This is a genomic window from Dolichospermum sp. UHCC 0315A (genome assembly GCF_008121535.1).
GTDB lineage: Bacteria > Cyanobacteriota > Cyanobacteriia > Cyanobacteriales > Nostocaceae > Dolichospermum > Dolichospermum lemmermannii.
Genome location: NZ_CP043056.1, coordinates 1,688,375 through 1,709,422, shown reverse-complemented (window position 1 = coordinate 1,709,422; position 21,048 = coordinate 1,688,375). Strand labels below are relative to the sequence as shown.

At 36.9% G+C, this 21,048-nt stretch carries 23 protein-coding genes and 2 pseudogenes; 13 read left to right on the top strand and 12 right to left on the bottom strand.

Annotated elements, in window-relative coordinates; genetic code table 11:
* Window positions 1-189: 189 nt before the first annotated feature.
* From BMF77_RS08135 to BMF77_RS08125, 3 genes and pseudogenes are all read right to left on the bottom strand, one after another.
* A complete protein-coding gene (locus BMF77_RS08135) occupies window positions 190-546 on the bottom strand; it encodes a hypothetical protein (RefSeq protein ID WP_148761997.1) in 357 nt (118 codons plus the stop codon).
* 119 nt (window positions 547-665) lie between these two features.
* Window positions 666-1,052: a hypothetical protein gene (locus BMF77_RS08130; protein WP_148761995.1), complete on the bottom strand. Its 387-nt coding sequence runs from the start codon at window positions 1,050-1,052 to the stop codon at window positions 666-668.
* A gap of 143 nt (window positions 1,053-1,195) precedes the next feature.
* Window positions 1,196-1,546 (bottom strand): annotated as a pseudogene (locus BMF77_RS08125) (ferredoxin:protochlorophyllide reductase (ATP-dependent) subunit B); the annotation flags it as partial.
* Window positions 1,547-1,882: 336 nt separating this feature from the next.
* On the opposite strand from BMF77_RS08125, the gene BMF77_RS08120 reads away from it, so the two are divergent.
* The 5 genes from BMF77_RS08120 (at window position 1,883) to BMF77_RS08100 (ending at window position 6,519) form a co-directional block, all read left to right on the top strand.
* Window positions 1,883-2,527, top strand: coding sequence for a COP23 domain-containing protein (locus BMF77_RS08120; protein WP_148761993.1), 645 nt, complete (start codon window positions 1,883-1,885; stop codon window positions 2,525-2,527).
* A gap of 156 nt (window positions 2,528-2,683) precedes the next feature.
* On the top strand, window positions 2,684-3,481 hold the full coding sequence (locus BMF77_RS08115) for a serine protease (RefSeq protein WP_246863090.1): 798 nt from the start codon (window positions 2,684-2,686) through the stop codon (window positions 3,479-3,481).
* A gap of 22 nt (window positions 3,482-3,503) precedes the next feature.
* The gene (locus BMF77_RS08110) at window positions 3,504-4,499 is read left to right on the top strand and encodes a serine protease (protein WP_148761989.1); all 996 of its coding nucleotides are present in this window, start codon (window positions 3,504-3,506) and stop codon (window positions 4,497-4,499) included.
* Between the two features lie 96 nt (window positions 4,500-4,595).
* The gene (murF, locus tag BMF77_RS08105; protein WP_148761987.1) at window positions 4,596-5,951 is read left to right on the top strand and encodes a UDP-N-acetylmuramoyl-tripeptide--D-alanyl-D-alanine ligase; all 1,356 of its coding nucleotides are present in this window, start codon (window positions 4,596-4,598) and stop codon (window positions 5,949-5,951) included.
* Between the two features lie 367 nt (window positions 5,952-6,318).
* Window positions 6,319-6,519 carry a hypothetical protein gene (locus BMF77_RS08100; RefSeq protein WP_148761985.1) on the top strand — a complete coding sequence of 67 codons (201 nt, stop codon included), beginning with the start codon at window positions 6,319-6,321 and terminating at the stop codon, window positions 6,517-6,519.
* A gap of 144 nt (window positions 6,520-6,663) precedes the next feature.
* Here the strand turns inward: BMF77_RS08100 and BMF77_RS08095 are convergent, their stop codons facing one another.
* Together BMF77_RS08095 and BMF77_RS08090 are read right to left on the bottom strand one after the other, a co-directional pair.
* Entirely contained in the window at window positions 6,664-6,993 is a 330-nt protein-coding gene (locus BMF77_RS08095; RefSeq protein ID WP_015079428.1) for a hypothetical protein, read from the bottom strand.
* A 207-nt stretch (window positions 6,994-7,200) separates the two neighbouring features.
* Window positions 7,201-7,602 carry a fasciclin domain-containing protein gene (locus tag BMF77_RS08090; RefSeq protein WP_015079427.1) on the bottom strand — a complete coding sequence of 134 codons (402 nt, stop codon included), beginning with the start codon at window positions 7,600-7,602 and terminating at the stop codon, window positions 7,201-7,203.
* A gap of 120 nt (window positions 7,603-7,722) precedes the next feature.
* Between BMF77_RS08090 and BMF77_RS08085 the strand changes: the two genes are divergently transcribed.
* On the top strand, window positions 7,723-8,661 hold the full coding sequence (locus BMF77_RS08085; RefSeq protein ID WP_015079426.1) for a putative 2-dehydropantoate 2-reductase: 939 nt from the start codon (window positions 7,723-7,725) through the stop codon (window positions 8,659-8,661).
* Window positions 8,662-8,798: 137 nt separating this feature from the next.
* Here the strand turns inward: BMF77_RS08085 and BMF77_RS08080 are convergent, their stop codons facing one another.
* The 6 genes and pseudogenes from BMF77_RS08080 to BMF77_RS08060 all read right to left on the bottom strand — a co-directional run bounded on the left by BMF77_RS08080 (window position 8,799) and on the right by BMF77_RS08060 (window position 11,566).
* Window positions 8,799-9,356: a CBS domain-containing protein gene (locus BMF77_RS08080; protein ID WP_148761982.1), complete on the bottom strand. Its 558-nt coding sequence runs from the start codon at window positions 9,354-9,356 to the stop codon at window positions 8,799-8,801.
* A gap of 159 nt (window positions 9,357-9,515) precedes the next feature.
* Window positions 9,516-9,569: a CP12 domain-containing protein gene (locus BMF77_RS27750; protein ID WP_233467227.1), complete on the bottom strand. Its 54-nt coding sequence runs from the start codon at window positions 9,567-9,569 to the stop codon at window positions 9,516-9,518.
* Between the two features lie 9 nt (window positions 9,570-9,578).
* Window positions 9,579-9,971, bottom strand: a pseudogene (locus BMF77_RS08075) (CBS domain-containing protein); the annotation flags it as partial.
* Window positions 9,972-9,973: 2 nt separating this feature from the next.
* Complete coding sequence (locus BMF77_RS28935; protein WP_334311494.1) at window positions 9,974-10,327, bottom strand: hypothetical protein; 354 nt, start codon at window positions 10,325-10,327, stop codon at window positions 9,974-9,976.
* A 12-nt stretch (window positions 10,328-10,339) separates the two neighbouring features.
* Window positions 10,340-10,699 (bottom strand): co-chaperone YbbN, encoded by a 360-nt coding sequence (locus BMF77_RS08065; RefSeq protein WP_015079422.1) that lies wholly within the window; start codon window positions 10,697-10,699, stop codon window positions 10,340-10,342.
* Between the two features lie 210 nt (window positions 10,700-10,909).
* The gene (locus BMF77_RS08060; protein ID WP_148761980.1) at window positions 10,910-11,566 is read right to left on the bottom strand and encodes a nucleoside monophosphate kinase; all 657 of its coding nucleotides are present in this window, start codon (window positions 11,564-11,566) and stop codon (window positions 10,910-10,912) included.
* Window positions 11,567-11,699: 133 nt separating this feature from the next.
* Between BMF77_RS08060 and BMF77_RS08055 the strand changes: the two genes are divergently transcribed.
* A complete protein-coding gene (locus BMF77_RS08055; protein ID WP_015079420.1) occupies window positions 11,700-12,041 on the top strand; it encodes a recombinase family protein in 342 nt (113 codons plus the stop codon).
* A gap of 244 nt (window positions 12,042-12,285) precedes the next feature.
* Window positions 12,286-13,470 carry a CBS domain-containing protein gene (locus tag BMF77_RS08050; RefSeq protein ID WP_148761979.1) on the top strand — a complete coding sequence of 395 codons (1,185 nt, stop codon included), beginning with the start codon at window positions 12,286-12,288 and terminating at the stop codon, window positions 13,468-13,470.
* 13 nt (window positions 13,471-13,483) lie between these two features.
* Here BMF77_RS08050 and BMF77_RS08045 read toward each other — a convergent pair whose 3' ends face one another.
* A complete protein-coding gene (locus tag BMF77_RS08045) occupies window positions 13,484-15,019 on the bottom strand; it encodes an FAD-binding oxidoreductase (protein ID WP_148761977.1) in 1,536 nt (511 codons plus the stop codon).
* An 82-nt stretch (window positions 15,020-15,101) separates the two neighbouring features.
* On the opposite strand from BMF77_RS08045, the gene dcm (BMF77_RS08040) reads away from it, so the two are divergent.
* From dcm (BMF77_RS08040) to BMF77_RS08020, 5 genes are all read left to right on the top strand, one after another.
* On the top strand, window positions 15,102-15,533 hold the full coding sequence (dcm, locus tag BMF77_RS08040; RefSeq protein WP_246863089.1) for a DNA (cytosine-5-)-methyltransferase: 432 nt from the start codon (window positions 15,102-15,104) through the stop codon (window positions 15,531-15,533).
* 79 nt (window positions 15,534-15,612) lie between these two features.
* Complete coding sequence (dcm, locus tag BMF77_RS08035; protein WP_246863088.1) at window positions 15,613-16,605, top strand: DNA (cytosine-5-)-methyltransferase; 993 nt, start codon at window positions 15,613-15,615, stop codon at window positions 16,603-16,605.
* Window positions 16,606-16,884: 279 nt separating this feature from the next.
* Window positions 16,885-17,079: a hypothetical protein gene (locus BMF77_RS08030; protein WP_015079417.1), complete on the top strand. Its 195-nt coding sequence runs from the start codon at window positions 16,885-16,887 to the stop codon at window positions 17,077-17,079.
* Between the two features lie 303 nt (window positions 17,080-17,382).
* Window positions 17,383-19,242: an NAD(P)H-quinone oxidoreductase subunit F gene (locus tag BMF77_RS08025; RefSeq protein WP_148761975.1), complete on the top strand. Its 1,860-nt coding sequence runs from the start codon at window positions 17,383-17,385 to the stop codon at window positions 19,240-19,242.
* 240 nt (window positions 19,243-19,482) lie between these two features.
* Window positions 19,483-20,976, top strand: coding sequence for an NADH-quinone oxidoreductase subunit M (locus tag BMF77_RS08020; RefSeq protein ID WP_148761973.1), 1,494 nt, complete (start codon window positions 19,483-19,485; stop codon window positions 20,974-20,976).
* Window positions 20,977-21,048: the final 72 nt, after the last annotated feature.

Genomic DNA, 21,048 nt, shown 5'->3' with positions numbered 1-21,048 from the left:
TCTTAGAGCGAGAAGTCGTACATATTATGCAAGGTAATTATGTAGCTTCATGCAATAATCCTGAGTGCAAGAGAGTGTTTTCATCCCATGTTAAAATAACGATGAATAGTAGTCTTTGTCCAAAGTGTAAGCAAGAACGTTCTAGATAAATTCTAAACATTATGCTCACACTGACGTATTTGAAGTATTTTAAGCATAGATAACACGCAAAGAGTCTAATTCCTTCATGTCAGTAACAACTTTACGTAAAGTTTCACTGAAATAGAAAACTTCATAATTAGGTGCAAGTTCTTTTTGTAGTTGCTTCCATAAACTAATACCTTCTGCTTCAAAAGCCGCTTTAGCCTCTAAACTGGGAAAACCTGATGAATTAGGATCTTCCCAGTTTAATTTCGCATCATAAATATCTGCCCATTTTTCTAAGCGGCTAATTGTTTCTTTGCTTAGTAGCAGTGTTTGAGGGTCAATATCTCCAGCTTTATCATAACTAGCCCACCATAGTGGGTAGCATCCATAATCGGCCATGAGTTTGATTTTGTCTGCCATAGTGAGTTTACCAAGTTATAGGAGAATAGGGTTCAGTTAAGGGTTTTTCAGATACTATTAGGTAACGAAATTTCAATGGTTTCAACCCCTTGTGATTTAGTTAACTGAACCGTATTGAGTTATAGGGAAGTCCTGGGGTTAGCCCCAACTATATATCCATTATCGCTTACAGTCACAGAGATGTAATGGGTTTTACCATTAAAGTTAACTTCATAAATAGGGCGTTTTTTTCTTCCTTGATAACCAACTATTTTACCTTCTATTACTGCTGTAATAATTGCATCTGGTATTTGGTCTGCTTCTATTCCTTGACCCGCAAATTGTGAAGAATGTTCTTCTAATATATGTTGAAGCCCTGCTTCAGATGTTCCTTTTTCTAAAAAGACAATTTTACCATCAGGAGTTTGAGCTATACTCTTTACCTCCTCTGGTGTGTGCTTAATCCCATTTTTACGGAGTGCTGCTAAGAGTGAGACCTTATCCTGCTGTTTATTTAATTCTGTCATTATAAGTATTTTTAATAATTTTTAATAATAATCTTTATTGTGCTTTATAAATAGTAATTTGTCAACTATTTTGCAAAGGAGATTGAGAGGTAAAGATCATCAATGAATCCTTACCGCTTAATCTTCTTAACTAACCCCCAAACCTACGCCCCTACAGACTCCTTAGCTGCATACAAAACCTCAGCCGAAATATCCTTAAACCCACGCTCACGGGCAAACTTTTCAGTATTTCGCTTCACTTTCCCGCGCACAAAACCAGGAATTTTATTCAATTCTGCTTGGCCGTCTTTTGTCCAATTCAAACCAGATTCCGCAGAAATTCCTTTGGTAATCACTTCTTTTATATCGTGTCCACCAAAGATTTCTAATAAGTTATCTTCCATTCCCAAAGTGAAGGAATTGTAGATTAAATCAGTGATTTGATTTGTACCTTCATAACCCATAAATGGTTTGTAACCAATGGGGAAATTTTGAACGTGAATAGGTGCTGCAATCTTAACAAAGCTTTACGCAGAAATTTCAATACTTTCAATAACTATGGTTTTCAACATAGACATGGTATAATTACAATTATTATTGATAGCAAACAATACTGTGTTAACCCCCATCCTGGTTTAACTGCGGGAAGCTACCAATATAATCGGACTTATGGTAAACTCAGACTCTTAACTTCGCTGCAATGCCATCCTCCGCGAAAAAGAGGCTAGTAATTATCTAAGTCATAAGTCAATCTGTTGCCTCTGTGTATTAAAATATTGATGCAGTATTTTCTCTGGAAAAGTTGTACCCAAAAACTTCGTTTCTACATTTGTAAGATTTAGGATTAAACTATGAAATTTCCATTAGCTGCTCCCGTATTAATTGCAACTTTAGCTCTATCTAGTGGTTTAGGATTAACGTCCACAGTCCAAGCCAAGCCTCCTGTTGATAATTCAGTCAATAATGTACCCGTTGATAATGCAGGGGTTAGTGATTCAGCGGTCAATGGTACTAAATTTAGTTGCGTTGCGGAAAATAATGGTAACGTGGCTACAATTGGTCAACGTCCCGGTGGACAGCCAATTCCTTTAATTATTTGGACTAAAAAGGGTGCTGATGCTTTTGGTGGAAAGTATAGTCCACAAAAACGTTGCGGTATCGTCACACCAAAATTGAATAAAGCTGTAGCTGACAGTGGTGGTAGTTTGAAAGATGTCGTTTTAATGACTGGCAAGGTTAGTGGTAGTACCGTAATTTGTGTAGTCTCGATGACAGATAGTGGTTGTAATAAAAACAATGTTCTTCTGACGCTGAAACCGGAAAATGCTGAAAAAGCAGAAGAAATTCTGTCTCAAATCGTGAAAATTAGCCGTGAAGGTTCGAGCGCGACTGCAATTTTAGAAACAACTGATAATCGTGTTCAAGTAAATTTAGGAGATTGGGAAAAAGCAACTATGGGTAATGCAAATCGTAAATCTGCAACTCCAAAATTTTAGTTGATTATTTTGTCAGGGTTTAGCGAAAAATACTGAACCCTGATTCCTACTTATTTTTTTGTCATTTTTTATCAATTTTCGGAAAATTATTGCATGATCAATCATATTTTTTTCTTATATAAAAAATCTTTTTTATTATTACTCCTGACTATATTTATGAGTAAGTTTTTTCTGGACTCAAATGCTCAAGCTGTAACTTTATCTGAGCAAGATTTGAGAAATTCAGTCCAGACAATCAATGTCAATGCCTCAGAAATTGCCAAACAAGTAACTGTCAGAATTATCACTAAGTTTGGTTCTGGATCAGGAGTAATTATTAAGCGTTATGGGCAAACTTATCTAGCACTAACAAATCATCATGTAGTGGCAGATAACCCTAAAAATGGCTATCAAGTCATGACGGTTGATGGTAAGCTGTATTCAGCACGGGATAGGACTCAAGTTAAAATTGCGACCTTGGACTTGGCATTGGTAGAATTTACTAGCAAACAAAACTATCAAGTAGTAGAATTGCAGAAATTACCAAAAATACTAGAGGGAGAAAAAGTATATGCAGCAGGGTTTCCGGCCTGGAATTTTATCCGAGAAGGAAACAAAATTACCAGATTTGAAGAAACTCGTAATTGGGGAATTAGAGCTTTTCATTTAACAACGGGAAAGATCGAAATGCAACTTGCGAAAACACTTCCTGGAGGTTACCAAGTTGGTTATACTAATGATGTTAGGCAAGGGATGAGCGGTGGACCACTTTTAAATCAAAAAGGAGAATTAATAGCAATTAATGGCTTATTAAAGTATCCCTTCCAGGGGATTAAGGCTTTTACTGATGGTTCTGTACCTAATCAACAAATTTATGCAAAAATAGACTCTTTAAGTTGGGCTATTCCTATTACTAAAGTCATTGATTTTATGGAGACACAAAATCTAGTTGAGCAAAATTTACATAATTACTGAAAAAAAATCAAAAATATTGAATATGCTTTTAATAACTAATCAATTAACTAGGGTGTTTTTGGCAATAACAGCAATGGCTATGACTATTCCAGCATTAGCTAACAGTGTACCTCAAGGAATCGCCGAAAATGTCAGAGAATCTATAGTCCAAATCAATAGCAAAGATAATGGTTCTCCTGGAGGTTCAGGAGTGATTATTGACGAAGAAAATAATATTTACACTGTATTAACTGCCAATCATGTTGTTTGTAGTGCCATAAAACGACCAGGGAAGATTAATTGCTCTCAAGATATCAATTACTCAATTCGTACCTACACAGGGAAAGAGTATGTTATGAAAAATCGTCAAGTTTTACAGACAGATCAAAATGGAGTTGATTTAGCAATTATTACATTTCAAGCTCCAGACTCAGAATATTATCGTCCTGTTGTTATTGAAGATAAGCCATTGGAAATTGGTACAGACATTTTTGTTGCTGGTTTTCCAGCCGTATTTGGCAGAAAAGGTGCAGATAGAGAATTTGCTTTTACAGGAGGGAGAATTGTTTTTAATCAGAATCTCCGAAATGGTTATAGTTTGGTTTATGATGCCAATACTTTGACTGGTAATAGTGGAGGAGGTGTATTTGATATTAATGGCAATCTTGTAGCCATTCACGGACTTGCAGATGCTACTAAATCGGGATTTAATGCCGGCATTCCTATTAAAACTTATTTGCAGTTAACCAAAGGGAAAGTTATCTCAAGTGACACGGAGACAATCCCCCAATCTGAGCCAGCAAAAATCTCCTCCAATGACCGAAATTTGCAGATTATTCAAAATTTCGGATACAATCCTACAGCTTGTGAACCTGGTAGACAAGTAGTATCAATTATGTTTGGCAATAAAGAATACTGTGTTGAGCCTAGACCTCCTTTAACTGGTCTAAAATACCGATATAATTCGACTACTAATCAATTAGAGCTTTTCGATGCACCAAAATCTAATAACCCTAATAACCCTAATATAGGTTTATAAGGAAAATGCCGCCAAGGTGGAGATTTTAAATTTTATTGAAAATGACACAAAAAATGTTAATGTAAATAGCTTTAAAATACCCTGTCATTTATCAATATGTCAGTCTCTATCACTATCTCTCAACTGCTTGAAGAACTTCAAGCTGAATCGGTGAATGTATCTGCGTCTACCTTAACTCAGTTGGGGATGGGGATACAAACAGATACTCGCATTTTGCAACCGGGTGAAGTCTTTTTGGCTTTGCGAGGAGAAAAGTTTGATGGACATGATTTTGTCGCGACAGCGATCGCCAAAGGGGCTATAGTTGCCATAGTTGATCATGCTTACAAAAATCCCGGTTTTCCGGTTTTGCGGGTTAAAGATACTTTAAAGGCATATCAACAAATTGCTAAATGGTGGCGTGAAAGCTTTACTATTCCTGTAATTGGCATCACAGGTTCAGTAGGGAAAACTACAACTAAAGAACTAATTGCCGCAGTTTTAGCCACAAAAGGAAAAGTTCATAAAACCTACGGGAATTTTAATAATGAAATAGGAGTCTCCAAAACCCTGTTAGAAATGGGTCGAGAAAATGACTTTGCTGTGATTGAAATGGCAATGCGAGGCAGGGGACAAATTGCCGAACTGACAGAAATTGCTAAACCGACAATTGGGGTAATCACCAATGTAGGCACAGCACATATTGAGTTACTTGGTTCAGAAGAAGCCATTGCTGAAGCTAAGTGTGAATTATTAGCAACAATGCCAAATGATGGTATCGCCATTCTTAATCATGATAACCCCTTATTAATGACAACAGCAGCGAAATTTTGGCAAGGGAAAGTTATCAGTTATGGCTTTTCTGGTGGTGATATCCAAGGAAAATTAATTGATAGTGAAACTGTAGAAGTTGCTGGCATCCGTTTACCTTTACCTTTACCTGGTCGTCATAATGCTACCAATTTTTTAGCAGCTTTAGCAGTAGCTAAGGTATTAGAAATTGATTGGCAATTATTACAATCTGGGGTCATGGTAAATATGCCCACAGGTAGAAGTCAACGCTTCACTTTAGCTAATGATGTGGTGATTTTAGATGAAACCTATAATGCCGCCCCAGAAGCCATGTTAGCGGCTTTGCAGTTGTTAGCAGACACACCCGGAAAGCGGAAAATTGCGGTTTTAGGGGCAATGAAGGAATTAGGAGAAAGATCCCCAGAACTTCATCAAAAAGTCGGGGAAATGGTCAAAAGTTTGCATCTTGATGGATTATTAGTATTAGTTGATGGTAAAGATGCGGAAATTATGGCTAATAGTGCCGATAATATATCTTGTGAATGTTTCACTAATCATACCGATTTGGTAACAAGATTAAAAACATTTATGCAAACAGGCGATCGCTTATTATTCAAAGCAGCCCATTCTGTGGGATTAGATCGAGTTGTCAACCAATTACGGGCAGAATTCACCAATTAAAAAGAGTTGAAAATTGTATTTTCAATATGTTGTCTATTTGCTATAGTTTAGACAAAACAAACTTAATTAAGTCGGTATTTTCTCAGAAATATCATCCACAAGAAAATTACATCTTTTGTAGAGATGTTGCATAAAACATCTCTACCATATAGCAAAAAACAATCTAAAAAGTCGTTTAACGAATGAAAATAAACCATTAATTGTTATCAATAGCTAGACAAAAATATTTCAATAAAGTCTTATCCATTGAGATCAAAGCCTTGAATTTATGGATTATTTTTGGAAGAATCAAAAGTAAGGTTAGTCAATATCAAGTCTAATCTCATTTGTTTGATATCAAGACAATATATAATAAGGAGGAATTATCATGGCTAATATCCAAATATCTGCACTACTTCCTATCGGTTATGATTTATTTAATGATCCCGCTAGTTTTCTCAATGAACTAGCTAATGAGGAAGTACAAAATGTTATTGGTGGAGGTTATCATAGTTGTTGGTCTCATAAAAACAATTACTCTCACAACAATTCCAAGAGTGGTTATAACGGAAAATATTGGGGTCATTAAAATTAGAAAATAGCTGTTAGTTAACTAACAGCTATTACTAATAGTCAGAATAGTAATTTTTATTTTTTACTACTATTCTGACAGGTTATAAAAAAGTCAAATATCAGGTTTATAGCAATCGTGAAATTCTGACTTCTGTTGTAATTACTTACCAAAAGAAAACAATTGTGGAGAATTTTTTCGCCACATAATTACCAAAAGATTAGTTAATAAACAGGTAATTGCTAGGGATAACAAAATATAAGTTGGTGGCATAACTACACCAATCATGAACCAAGTGTAAACGTGCAGAAGCATGATACTAGCAAACAGACAAGCAAATCCAACAGATATCCACACCTGAAGCATGGGACGATTTAGGAAGGTGAGGACAATTGTGAATAAGGTTGTCAGGATATTAGCTGGAACAAGAAAGGCACAAATGCCTATACAGTTGTTGCGGGAAAATTCGATTAAGGTGTTGAAATCTAACATTAATTTTTGGGGATAATTGTAGGTTCTTATTATTAAGTTTTATTATCAATAATATCATTAATAAAATCATAGTACCTTAAAAGTGAGTAATTACGCCATTTATGTAACAATTTTTAAAGAATTAGCCTTGGCAACTAAATTTATTAATGATAGAGACGCTGTCAGAAACGTCTCTACAATGTCTCCCAGATGAAAAACTCTCTCCGATTAACCCATCAAAATCACAGTATCAATAACGTGAATCACGCCATTATCAGCATCAATATCTGCTGCTAAAACTGTGGCATTTTTTACCTCAAAACCATCATCACAATTAATTTTAATAGGAGAACCTTCCACAGAAGTTACAGTACCAAGTTTTGCTAAATCAGCCTTTGTTAACTTACCAGGCACGACGTGATAGGTTAAAATCCTTGCTAACTGAGGAATATTTTGTAATAAAGTTGTAATCGTGCCTGGGGGTAACTTAGCAAAAGCGTCGTCAGTTGGTGCAAATACGGTGAATGGACCAGGACTTTTTAATGTTTCCACTAACCCAGCAGCTTGGACAGCCGCCACTAAAGTTTTAAACGCATCATTACTAACTGCAATATCAACAATATCAGGCATTGACTTTACCTCTCATCTACCAAAGGTTCTAAAAAATAGTAAATCATGTTTAAGTTTTATTAATGACAATTCTGATAAAATATATTCTGATGATTTTCTGAATATTTTTTTATACATAAAATGGATAAACGCACTTATGCAATATTGGGGACTGGTGCATTAGGTGGATTTTATGGTGCAAAACTGCAAAAATCCGGTTTAGAAGTTCATTATCTACTCAAAAGTGATTATCAACAGGTAAGCGAACAAGGTTTAATTATTGAGTCTAAAGACGGTGACTTTACCCTTTCTCAAGTTAATGCCTATAACAATGTAGACAAGATGCCACAGTGTGATGTGGTTATAGTATCACTAAAAACTACCCAAAATCAACTTTTACCAGATTTATTACCGCCAATAGTTAAAGATGACGGGGTAGTATTGGTATTACAAAATGGATTGGGTATAGAAGCAGAAGTTGCGGAAATTGTGAATAATGTCCACGTTATTGGGGGTTTATGTTTTCTCTGTTCTAATAAAGTTGCACCAGGACATATTCATCATTTAGATTATGGACAAATTACATTAGGTGAATATACATCTAATTATCAATCAATTGGCATTACTAAAAAAATGCGAGAAATTGCCGCAGATTTTGAAAATGCCGGTATATCAATAGAACTATTAGAAGATTTACTATTAGGACGTTGGAAAAAGTTAGTTTGGAATATTCCCTATAATGGCTTATCTGTGATTCTTGATGGGAGAACCGATGAATTAATGACAGATATATATACTCGTCAGTTAGTAGAAAGTTTGATGTGGGAAGTAGTTATAGGGGCAAAAAGTACGGGCAGAATTATTCCTGAAAGTTTCGTTCAAACCATGTTAGATTACACCGTGAAAATGAAACCTTACCGCACCAGCATGAAAATTGATTTTGATGAAAAACGTCCTTTAGAATTAGAAGCAATTTTTGGTAATCCATTAAGAAAAGCAGAATTAGCAGGTGTAAATTTGCAGCAAATTCGTTGTTTATATCAACAATTGAAGTTTTTGGATATGAGAAATAGAAGTTAAATCTAAATCCTGACTCATTCCATCCGAAAAAAGGGACAAATAAACTATCCCCATAGTTGTTATTTAAGGGGAAAAAGCAAAGAGAAAACCTTTACCCCTATGAGAATTTTCGGCAAATCAGGCAAGGCAAATAGTATTTATTCGACAACATTCTCCTTCACTAATCTTTGGTCAGATGCTACTGCCAGAAGTTCTTCCACAATATCCCAAGCTGCTGCACATTCACGAGAAGAATCGCCCTTAGTTGCACAAATTGTTCTCGCTTCTTCCCGTGCAACTTCTATTTCGTCCTCAATAAAGATACGTTTTGGATTTTCAAACAAATCACTTTTTCTGAGGATATCGGTAATTGAGATGATTCCTAACAGCTTACCTTTAATTACGGGAGCGCGACGAATACGGGTATTGGCAAACAAGCGAGCTACATACTCCACACCAAGCTCAGGATTGACGACAATACAAGGCTTGGTCATAATTTCATAAACTCGCACTTGTTTGGAGTCTTTACCGTGAGCAGCAACTTTATAGACAATATCAGTTTCACTGACCATGCCATAGGGGTCATTTTCTGTACGAGGTTCCACAATTAAAGATCGCAAACCTTTATATTTCATCAAATCCACAGCTTCCGCTACGGTTGCTGAACCACGAATTGTAATCACTTCTGTGGTCATTATGTCTTCAGCTTTCATCATCGGTTTATAAATTCCTGTTAATAGTTGGATTGAAACTTGTGGGTAACTTGTGAATTGTATTGAGTTTGCAAAAAGCCAGTTTCAGCTTTCTCTAGATTGCTGATTATTCTTATGTAAATGAGTATGCTTGACTGAGCAAAAAACCATGAATTCTTGGATTTAATCTTCGTAAATTCTGGCTTCTAAGGCATTGGGAAATTCTTGACAATACATTTCAAAATAGCTTTTTGGGTTTTCCACAAAGTCACTTTTTCTGAGGATATCGGTAATTGAGATGATTCCTAATAGCTTACCTTTAATTACAGGGGCGCGACGGATGCCTGTATTGGCAAATAAGCGGGCTACATACTCCACACCAAGTTCAGGATTGACGACAATACAAGGCTTGGTCATAATTTCATAAACTCGCACTTGTTTGGAGTCTTTACCATAAGCACCAACTTTATAAACAATATCAGTTTCAGTGATCATGCCATAGGGGTCATTTTCTGTGCGAGGTTCGACAATTAAAGATCGCAAATGGCGTTCTTTCATCAGTGCTACGGCTTCGGCTACGGTTGCTGAACCACGGATTGTGACAACTTCTGTGGTCATTATGTCTTCAGCTTTGATCATGGTTAAAATCCTGAAAGTAATGGGTATGAGTCTGTGGGACTTTGATTGGGTAAATGTCTAAATATGGAGCAGATGGAAATAGATTCACTTATTTCTAATATTTGCTGCTCAGACACTTTTGGAGAAAGATTAGATGTAGTTAATGGTTGAAAATTACTTGGTATTCCGGGTGCGTAAGCTTCAATGACACTTCCATCCAGAGAGCGCATTACCATCAGGTAGTCACAAACTGGACACTCTGTACGGATAATTTGATTCATCAAAGAATGCTTGTGAGCTAGTTTTCCATCAGTTAAAAACTGACGTTTTGCTTCACTACCGCAATTAGGACATGGAAATATATACGCTCTCTGCATGGAGAAACCCCCTCAAGAAGGTGAAAGTATTTTGTTTAAAGCTGTGGTGAATTTCTCATAGGGAACTACCCCAACAACTATTTCTGATAATTCGCCATGATTGAAAAACATAACTGCGGGAATACTGCGAATACCGTACTTTTTAGCAATGCTTTGATTTTCGCCATCACCAACATCTAACTTGACTACTTTTGCCTGATCTTTGTATTCTTGGGCCAGTTGATCCATTAAAGGAGCAACCATTCTACAAGGTCCGCACCAAGTTGCGGTGCAGTCCATGACAAACAACTCTTTCGCCTCTAAGAGCGATTCAAAGTCTGATTTTTGGATATATTGAACAAGAGTTTCATTCGGACTTTCAGAAGTAGCCATAGGTTTCTCCAGTAAAAATTAAAATTGGTGATTATGTGGTTGGGAAATGGGAAATTGTCAAGGATAAGATGGAATGTCCATGAGTTAAGTTGTTTGTTGAGGTAAAGCCAATCTCAGAAGTGCTATAACCCTGATGCCATAGAAATTTCAATCTTTTGATTTTTCTTTTATTTCGCATAAAATACTCAGGACTTTTACTTTATTTTTGTGTCATGCAGATAAAATCTGTTTTCCTGCTTTGATTAATCTTTTTCTAGCATTTAAAGTTTTTTTGTTTCCTATTAAACGAGATTTAGAAAAAGAATCTTGTAAAAACTGAGTTACTATTTCGACTGGGCGATCGCCATTAATCACAGTTAAACAACCTTGTTGGCGATAATGCTGAATTAAGGGAGTAGAATGCTCCTGATAGACTTCTATTCGCCTATAAATAACCTCATGATTATCGTCTGAGCGACCTCGTTGCAGTAACCTTTGTACCAAAACATCAATTGGGACATAAAAGCTAAAAACTTGGTCGTAAGGCTGTTCTGATAATGCAGTGTTGCCTTTAGCCCGGATTTCTAATAGTAATTGATCAAGAAGTTTCACCTGGGATAAATTACTAGGAAATCCATCCAGAATCCAACCCCGTTGGGCAGAGGAATGACTGAAGTGTTGGCGGATGATATCAAGAATGAAATCATCTGGAACTAAATCACCTCTTTCTATATACGGCTTGACTTTTAAGCCGAAAGAAGTCTCTTTAGCGATCGCCTGACGGCATATATCATCCATGGAAATATGCGGAATTTGCCATTGGCTTGACAGTGCTGCCCCCTGGGTACTCTTGCCAGCACCCGGTACTCCCAAGAAAATCAATCGCATTCAAACACCCCCTATTTCCAACCTAAGATGAGATGAAATCAACAACCAATACAATCGCCAAATATAGGATTCCTCTAGGAATAGCCAATATTTGAGATATCATATCTACAGAGGTGATTGAATTCTCAAAACTATGGCAACTGAAAAATCAAAAGACTCTTACCTGTGGGAAAAGCTAGACCAAGCCAGGAAAGCGAAAGCTGCCAGTGGCGGCTATGCCGGCTATGGTTCACCTGCTTTTGGTCAACAGTCAGTTAATGGTGAACTAGTAGAGAATCCATCTGAACAACAGATCATTGAATTAATTCGCCGTCACCACAAGTCAGGAAAATCACTTCCACAAATTGCCGCGTGGCTTAACCAGCAAGGATATACAACCAAGCGAGGCAGTCAGTGGCAACCTGTATCAGTTAAAAGAGTCCTAGACAGGCTATATGGTAAAATACAGAGGATTTCTGGCATGGACGAAGACTGATGCCCACATTGGCTCTGATTTAGAACCACAACGTAAAAATGTCTTCTTTGCCCTATTTGGATAGACAACTTTAAATTTTATCCCATATTTACCTTTTGAGCGTTCAATCCTTTATATATAAACTGTTTACCCCGTTTTATCCTTTACATCCCCCGTATCATAACTGAAATTTGTAGAAATAATATGTATATGACAAAAAACTTTACAAAACTTCATAAATTAACTTCATCAGCTATTGTCAACCATGCAAATTGATGACCCACTCATTGGCGTTCCCTGCTTAGAAGAGGCGATAGATAGGCATCCACTGGTTGTTGCGCCCCATACTTCCCTAATTGATGTTGTGAATTTAATGAATCAGACGCGAGGTAATAGTTGTTTATTACCTGATTTTGATTCAGCAATTGGCTTTAGTTCCATGGGAGGTACGCGTTCAAGTTGTATTTTAGTCATGGAAGAAACAGAAATACTGGGTATTTTCACGGAGCGAGATATTGTCAAACTTACAGCGGCGGGTAGAAATTTTGCTGATGTGAAAATAGCTGATGTCATGGTGCATCCAGTCATAACCTTGGCGGAAACTGCATTTCGAGATATCTTTGCCGCACTGTTTTTGTTTCGACGATATCGCATTCGCCACTTAGTGATAGTCAATGCAGAGGAACAACTCGTGGGGATTGTCTCCCCAGAAAGTATTAGGCAAGTTTTGCGCCCCACCAACTTGCTGAAAATGCGGCGGGTGTCAGAAGTAATGACCACTCAGGTAATTCATGCACCACCTACAGCCTCCGTACTCAGTTTGGCGCAGATGATGGCGGAAAATCAAGTTAGTTGCGTGGTGATAGTCAAAACAGATTCCTGGAACGATGTCTTATCAGCTTTTAAACCAGTAGGAATTGTGACAGAAAGAGACATCGTACAATTTCAAGCATTGGGATTAAATTTGGCTCAAATTGAGGCAAAAACAGTGATGAGTACACCCTTATTTTTGCTAAGTCCAGAAGATTCTCTCTGGTCTGCCCATCAAGAAATGCAGCAGCGACGAGTGCAGCGATTAGTTGTATCCTGGGATTGGGGAGCAAAGTTAGCGATCGTCACTCAAACCAGTTTGTTACGGATATTTGATCCACTGGAGATGTATGGAGTCATAGAAACATTACAAATAACTGTAGCTCAATTAGAAACCGAAAAAGCTAAATCTTTCCATAACCAAAGTAACTCCACCGAACTACCACTACAGCCAGACTTAAAGCAGATACAGAAACAACATATAGTTGCTGACGAAAACTTAGATAACTTGATTGCTACTGTGCAAAGCCGGATAGAACATTTGATCAAAAACCCTGATTTATCCACAGAATTACAGCAAATGTATTTAGGTTTAGCGACAACGGAGATGCAAAAAATCCGCCATTGTCTTCATAGCTGAAAAATATATAGGACTAATAATCACTACCAGAACCAAACTTCCATTTATCTATTAACCGATGCCAATAATATCGGTTTTCTGGTGATAGATTATTAACTAATGGTTCTAATCTTGGACTTAGAGAGAACAAACTAGTATACACAATTAAATTCACATAATGTAACATCCAATCCAACAAACTCAATAAACCAACTTGGGGAATGATTTTCGCAACTAATAAAGGATGAGATAAACCAGTTTTTAACAAAGTTTTTGTTAACGCCCAAAACTGAACAATATCTTGTAAAAAAGGTTTTAAAATAGGTGTTCCTAACTGCTGCATTTGGGCAAATACAGCGGAGAGTAATTGGTTAATTTGATTGGAATTAATTTTCTGATTTACACCTACACTCATGGCTTTTTGGAATAACCAAGTTACACTTAAACTCGGTTGATAGGGTTGCAATATTGCCAAAGATTGGGCAGATAATTGATCAGTTTTTAATGCTTCTGCAATTCCTAAAGTTAGCCTTTGTAAATGACGTACCATAGCCCCAAAACCACCAAAACTTAAAGGTGATTGATTACCGCTACTATCTCCCACTGGGAGAATCCGATTCCAAGGGGTTTGCAGAGGACTTTGACGATAACTAGGAAAGAAACCAAACAAAGCCCGTTGAAAATTTAATTCCCTAATTTCCACACCTTGATATTCTGGTAACAAGCGTAAATATTCAGCAAATAAAGTTTCTAAACTTAATCTTTCTGGTGCTGAATCTAAATAAGTGAATAGATAGGTTGTTCTTCCGTCTTTTGCGGGAAATGCTTCCCAAAAATATTGACATTGATTTTCCAAAGCTGTGAAAGATAACAACAAGTCTCCTGAGTTATTTTCTGGATATCCTTTAGCACAAGTTCCCACAACTAAACAAAGCGCATCTGGTTTTTTTCCTTGACGCGCTTGTTGGCTAATTGGAGAAAGATTTCCCATAGCATCTAGTAACAATTTTGCAGTAAATTGATTATTGACTATGACTCCATTTGGGTGAACTACTGCATCATTAAATGGTGTATTTTCAAATAACTTTCCTCCAAGCTTAAGAAAGCGGGTTTTTAAGGTTTCGAGGAGATAAATAGGATTGACACCAATGTTAAGAACATCTTCTACCCAAACTTCTGTACCTCCTTGAAAGCTAACTCTTGCGGGGTTATATTCAGTGACGATAGCTTGTGCTAATTCGTCTGCTGTCAACAATTCCAATTCCCGAACTACTTCTAACTCTTTGCGAGAAATATTCCATTCCTGTTCTCTTCCGCGCAAAATTCCCCTTTCTAGTAAGGCTACGCCCACACCACGTACAGCTAAAGCGCAACCAATCAAAATTCCTAAAGTTCCACCGCAGATAATGACATCAAATTCTACAGATTCTAAATTTTTGGGATTTTCTGTAACTACGTTGGGTATGGGTGCGTTACCTGTTCGCAACAATGCTAATATGCTGTCAGTCCGACGCAAGCCGCCTAAAACATCGCCTGGGAGTTGGGAAAGAATTTCTTCGGTTAGGGACATAAAATTTAATTCCATCTGTGTATTTGATGATATACTAAGTTTATAACTATGTGATAGTTAGTTGATACAATAGCTAACAAATATGAAATCTATATTTTCACCAATATCAAAACAAGTAGAATTACCTCTAAAATTAGTAACTCATCAAAAACAATTCACTTTTATTGATCTTTTTGCTGGTATTGGTGGATTTAGAATTGCTTTAGATAAATTAGTTGGTCAATGTTTAGGCTATTCTGAAATAGACAAACAAGCAATTAAAGTTTATCAGCAAAATTTTATTAGTTACTTTAATAAACATGAAATTGAATTAGGAGATATTACCAATATTAGTGACCTTCCACCGAATATTGACGTAATTGTTGGTGGTGTTCCCTGTCAACCTTGGTCTGTTGCTGGTTGTTTAAGGGGATTTGAAGACAAGCGAGGAAAATTATGGTTTGATGTAATTCGACAGGGCAAGCGCATCTTATTTTTAGAATGCTTACTGGACAAAGGTTTTGACGATTGTTAAGTTTTGTAACTAAAAGTTAAAACCCTTGCTGGGCATGGATTACAGAATTTAGGTGCGTTTGCCCTGTGTAATTCGACTAGTGAATAAAAATCAACCGAAAGGATTCATTTTTGAAAATGTTAGTGGATTAGCAAGTCCTAAAAATCGGGATAATTTGGAACTGATTCTTAACGAATTAGCAAATACAGGATATTGCGTGAAATGGAAAGTTCTTCATGCTTACGATTTTGGTTTACCTCAAAATAGAGATAGAGTTTTTATTGTTGGGATTAGAAGGGATATAGAAAGATGTCAGGAGTATAAATTTCCTAAACCTTTGAATATTCACCCAAAAGTTCTAGATATTTTGGATGAATTAAAAAATATTAATTTTGTTGAAAAAGTTAAACTAGATGCAAATACTTTATTTAAAGGTGTAATTCCACCATCAAGAACGAGATTTCAAAAAGATGATGAGTTAAATGATTTTTTCATTTTTTCTGATTTAAGGAATGGACATACAACAATTCACTCTTGGGATATTATCAATACGAGTGATAGAGAAAAAATGATTTGCTTAACACTTCTTAAATATAGAAGAAGTAAAAAATATGGAGATAAAGATGGTAATCCTTTATCTTTTGAAGATTTCCGAGAAATAATCACCGATATAGAGATCAATGAATTAAATAAATTGCTGGAAAAAGGAATATTCCGGTTAACATCTGATCATAAATATGAATTTGTAAATTCTAAAAATATGACAGGTATTAATAATATTTATAGAATTATTTTACCGACTGCTGAAATTTTCCCAACTTTAACTGCTACTGGTTCTAAAGACCATATCGCAACTGTATCTATTCATGCTAGTCATCCACAGGAATATAAAAATCTTTTCTTAGAAAAAATTTATCAACCGCAGAAATATATACCCATTACTGCAAAACACGCTTGTAAATTACAAGGATTTCCTCTGAATTTTGAATACCATAAAAAAGATGAGGTTGCTAAAAAACAGTTTGGTAATGCTGTTCCTGTTCCTGTGGTTGAGTATGTAGCTAAAGAATTACTGAGAGTTCTTGATATCTAACTTTTTCATTATCCTATCAGCTTCAGATATATTTTGGCAAATGAAACTGATTTCAGAATTTATGGCAATCTAGATATATAAGAGGTTGTTTGAAAAGTATCAGATGAAACCCATAATCTCCAAAAACCTAACCCCCTGCCCCCCTTCCCTACCAGGGAATGGGGTTTTCAAAGCCTCTCCCCGCGTCGGGGAGAGGTTTGGAGAGGGGTCAATTTATACATTCAAAACTTTTCAAACATCCTCTAAGTCTCTCAATAACTTAATTTGTAGGAAACACTTATGAACCGTTCTCAGATAGTTGCGATTATTACAGGTGCAATTTCTATACTTCTGGCTATTGCATACCTAATCGTTGTCCAAATTATTGATTATCGGGATATGAAGCCAGCGCCCGTTAGTCAACTCAGCCCAGTCGTAATCATTGCGTCAAGTAATTTACCCAATTTGCAACTTGACATAATTGCTAAAGTGTGAATTTGATCGGGGTGGAAAATACCGCCCCTATACTATAGATACTATAGACAAATACAATCCATAGACTAAATGTAATAGTTGCTATTTGATAATTCAATTGATTGAAATATAAGAATTCTTTACAAAAGAAATCGTGAATTTGTTTAATTAGGTAATTCTTTTTTGGCACAGATAAAGGTAAGCTATTGCTAACAATATTAAATAAAGATAAATTTTCATTGTCTGTCATCACTAAGTTGATAGGGATCAACGCTACTTGGTGTGTTTTCTTTAATTTTTGCTGCAAACTATAGAGGTAATTTAATGGATCAGTATTTAGTAGACACTGTTTGGCTAATTCCGGTTTATGCTTTGATAGGTGGGCTTTTAGCTATACCTTGGTCGCCGGGGATCATTCGCAAAACTGGTCCTCGACCGGCGGGATATGTCAACGTGGTGATGACCTTTATCTCCTTTTTCCATGCCGTCTTTGCTTTCTTTGCTATTTGGAATCATCCAGCTAAAGAAGTATTTATTCCTTGGCTATCAACAGCAGGTTTAAACCTGACTATTAATTTAGAACTTTCTGCTGTCAGCATCGGGGCAGTAATTATTATTACTGGCTTGAACTTGTTAGCGCAGATATACGCTATTGGTTACATGGAAATGGACTGGGGTTGGGGACGCTTCTTTTCCTTATTAGGATTATTTGAAGCTGGTCTTTGTGCTTTGGTTTTGTGTAACGATTTATTTTCCACTTATGTAATTCTGGAAGTCCTCACATTGGGAACTTACCTATTAGTAGGTTTGTGGTTTAGTCAACCCTTGGTAGTGACTGGGGCGCGTGATGCTTTTTTGACTAAACGGGTGGGAGACTTGTTTTTATTAATGGGTGTCTTGGGACTTTGGACACTCTCAGGAACTTGGAATTATACAGAGTTAACTGCATGGGCGGCCACCGCGAATGTTGACCCCACAATTATCACTTTAGTCTGTTTCGGATTAATTGCTGGGCCAATGGGTAAATGCGCCCAGTTTCCTTTGCACCTATGGTTAGATGAGGCCATGGAGGGACCTGTTCCCAGTACAATTTTGCGGAGTTCGGTGGTAGTGGCCAGTGGGGCATGGGTATTAATTAAATTGCAACCTGTGTTTAGTTTATCACCTGTGGCATCTTCGGCGATAGTGGCGATTGGGGCGGTGACGGCTATTGGTGGGGCGTTAATTGCGATCGCTCAAATTGACATTAAACGCTGTTTATCCTATTCTGTCAGTGTTTACATGGGCTTGATATTTATTGCTGTAGGCACACAGCAGGATGAAACCGCATTATTATTAGTTCTCACCCATGCCGTATCCGCTGCATTATTAGTTATGAGTACCGGGGGCATTGTTTGGAATAGTGTCACCCAAGATGTTACCCAATTAGGTGGATTGTGGTCACGTCGTCCCATGTCCGGGATAGCATTTATTGTCGGTACATTGGGTTTAATTGGTTTTCCCCCTTTAGGTAGTTTTTGGGCATTATTTAAATTAGCTGATGGGTTATGGGAAACACATCCGACTTTAGTAGGAATAGTAATTTTTGTTAATGCCTTAACTACATTTAGTTTAACTAGAGAATTTGCTTTAATCTTTGGTGGTAAACCCAAACAAATGAGTGAACGTTCTCCCGAAGCTATTTGGTTAATGGTGTTACCAATGATGGTTTTATCTGGCTTTGTTTTACACCTGCCTTTAGTGTTGCAAAGTTTATCATTACTTCCAGACTGGGCAACATTAAATAAAGATGTTGCCCTCCTATTAATTTGGTCTAGTATCTTCGGTTGTAGTATTAGTAGCATCATCTATTTAGGCAACATTCCCAAACCAATTCGTTTACCCTGGCAAGGTTTACAAAATTTATTTGCTTACGATTTTTACACCCCTCAAATTTACAAAGTTACCATTATTTTCGGCGTTGCCCAACTTTCTAAATTTGCCGATATGCTGGACAGATTTGTAATAGATGGTATTGTCAACTCTGTGGGTTTATTCTCTCTATTGGGTGGTGAAGGCTTGAAATATAGTAACAATGGACAAACTCAATTTTATGCCTTAACAGTTCTGTTAGGAGTCGGTTTTTTAGGTGCTTGGGTGACATGGCCTTTCTGGGGAATTCAGTTCATGAATTTAATTTTCTAAATATCTATGATTTAGACTGCTGATAATAATCTACCCCACAGCGGGGGGAAGAAAAGGATAAACTTTTGATATTGGAGGGGGTTGGGGATGGGGTTCTTGTATCTCACTCAATCGAGAACCGCTATATTACCAATTACCAATTACCAATTACCAATTACCAATTACCAATTACCAATTACCAATTACCAATTACCAATTACCAATTACCAATTACCAATTACCAATTACCAATTAATAAATATGTTGAGTGTTTTAATTTGGCTACCAATTATAGCCGCTATAATCATCGGTTTTTATCCAGCAAAAAATGTTCCTGCGAGTCAGATTCGGTTAGTATCTTCAATCGTCACAGGTTTAGTTTTGCTGTGGAATATTTTCATTTTGTTAAAATTTGATATCAGCAATCCAGGGATGCAATTTACAGAATATCTACCTTGGAATGAAACATTAGGTTTAAATTATCAATTAGGAGTTGATGGATTATCAATATTAATGTTGGTATTAAATAGCTTCCTCACTTGGATTGCTATTTACAGCAGCAGTAAAGATACAGAACGTCCTCGGTTATTTTATTCCCTGATTTTGTTTGTTAGTGGTGGCGTTGCTGGTGCTTTCTTATCAGAAAATTTGCTTTTGTTCTTCCTATTTTATGAATTGGAATTAATTCCATTTTATTTACTAATCTCCATTTGGGGAGGAGAAAAACGAGCCTATGCGGGCATGAAATTCCTGATTTATACAGCCATTTCTGGGGCTTTAATTTTGGCCACATTTTTAGGCATGGTATGGTTAACAGGTTCTCATAGTTTTGCCTTTGATGCTGTGGCGACTCAAAACATTTCTGCGGGAATGCAATTAGTATTATTAGCAGGAATAGTTTTAGGTTTTGGCATTAAGATTCCTTTAATTCCTTTCCATACTTGGCTACCAGATGCTTATGTTGAAGCTTCCACACCTATTGCTATTTTGCTAGGGGGAATATTAGCAAAACTGGGAACTTATGGATTATTGCGATTTGGGTTGGGAATGTTTCCGCAAACTTGGCAGATTATCGCCCCAACTTTAGCAATTTGGGGGGCAATTAGCGCGATTTATGGGGCAGTTGTAGCGATCGCCCAAACAGACATCAAACGCATGGTAGCATATAGTTCTATCGGCCACATGGGCTATATTTTACTAGCAGCAGCAGCCGCCACGCCTTTAGCATTAGTTGGTGCAGTCGCCCAAATGTTTAGTCATGGAATTATTCTCGCTATTCTCTTCCATTTAGTCGGAGTTATTGAAACCAAAGTTGGGACAAGAGAATTAGATAAACTTAGTGGTTTAATGAGTCCTATTCGCGGTTTACCATTAATTAGTGCCTTGCTGGTTTTAAGTGGCATGGCTAGTGCTGGTATTCCCGGTTTAACAGGTTTCATTGCGGAATTTATTTCCTTTCAAGGCAGTTTTTCCAGCTTTCCCATTCCCACAATTTTATGTGTAGTAGCATCTGGTTTAACCGCAGTTTATTTTCTTATTCTTCTCAACCGTACCTGTTTTGGCAAACTGCAAAATAACCTAGCCTACTATCCCAGAGTATTATGGAATGAAAAAGTTCCCGCGCTAATTTTGGCATTCTTAATTATCTTTTTGGGAGTACAACCCACCTGGTTAGTGCGTTGGAGTGAAACCACAACTACCGCTATGGTAGCGGCAGTTCCCACTATCGAAAAAAACGTAATTGCCTTGAAGTAGTTATCTCGTTCCCAGTCTCCGACTGGGAATGCTATCACAGAGGCTCTGCCTCTAATTCTAATATTATTGAAG